The sequence below is a fragment of the Nitrosomonas sp. Nm58 genome, assembly GCF_900107335.1.
Lineage (GTDB): Bacteria > Pseudomonadota > Gammaproteobacteria > Burkholderiales > Nitrosomonadaceae > Nitrosomonas.
Genome location: NZ_FNPQ01000123.1, coordinates 1 through 1,109, shown reverse-complemented (window position 1 = coordinate 1,109; position 1,109 = coordinate 1). Strand labels below are relative to the sequence as shown.

The window sequence follows — 1,109 nt, the reverse complement described above, 5'->3', positions numbered from 1 at the left end:
GGAAAATCAAATCACAATAAACTACAATCCTCTTTCACAGGTCGAAACTCTCTCGGCTCAGTGAAAAAAATGTCCGTCAAAATGGGGCAACTCCACGCCTGAAATGAAATACCAAAACGAAGGTGGGCCAGATCTGGCGCAATGCTTCGATCTTGTACGCCGTGTTACGCGCCCCAGCGCACCTCAGGTGCTGCGCTTGCTTGACTACGTGATCTTCAACGCACTGATCGGCAATCACGATGCGCATGCCAAGAATTTCTCGCTGCTGTACGCAGGCGAGACACCCGCCTTGGCCCCGTTCTACGACACGCTCTCGACAGCGGTGTATCCAGCACTGGCGCCCAAGATGGCGATGAAGATCGGCAGCAAGTACAAGTTCAGCGAAGTCCAGGCACGGCATTGGGATCAGTTTGCAGAGGGCGCTGGGCTTGCTAAAACACAGGCCAAAAGGCGCATTCTGGAATTGGCGAAGTCACTGCCGCCAACCGCACGCAAGCTCCAATCCGATCCTGGACGCGGCTTTGCTGGCAACGCAGTAGTTGAGCAATTCATTGCCTTGATTGAACAACGCTGCGCCCTGACGATTCGGCGACTCACCGACTCTGCTGCCGACGGTGAAGAGTCCACTGCGCCATCCTTTTGAACCACTGGACGGACGCGAGTTCGATTCCGGATTTGGGAATTGAACCGGACCCGGAAAGCAGACGGGGTTGAGGACCATTTCCGGCGACCAATCCGTGTGAATACCTGTTTGATTGCCCACACCCAATGGCAGGTTCGGGCGTTTTTCGATTGAATTCGCAATGGTTCGCAGCAACCCGCACCGCTTCGATTCCGTACTTTCAATACTCGTTTGGTACGGGGTACCACCCCACCACCAACACAAAAAACCAACCCTTCATCCGGTTGGTTTTTTTCGACTATTCCCGCGTGTTTGTGAGGGTTCATGAGGATTCTTGCGGACTTCAATGTTTCAAGAAATCCCACAAATTTGCTCACTTTTTCTCTCTTTGCCTCTCAAGAAACACAATATATCCACATGATTAGTTGAATGATTTTTTAAGTTGATTGAGGAGCGGGAACGAGTTGCATACCAAGTTTTTCAGCGC

At 51.8% G+C, this 1,109-nt stretch carries 1 protein-coding gene; it reads left to right on the top strand.

Annotated features, from left to right (window positions below):
• The first annotated feature begins 103 nt into the window (after positions 1–103).
• A complete protein-coding gene (locus tag BLW34_RS15340) occupies positions 104–643 on the top strand; it encodes a HipA domain-containing protein (RefSeq protein ID WP_256203839.1) in 540 nt (179 codons plus the stop codon).
• Positions 644–1,109: the final 466 nt, after the last annotated feature.

Bases quoted from the DNA above. Each gene is read 5' to 3' on its own strand.
- BLW34_RS15340 (WP_256203839.1), top strand. From the start codon at position 104: ATGAAATACCAAAACGAAGGTGGGCCAGATCTGGCGCAATGCTTCGAT.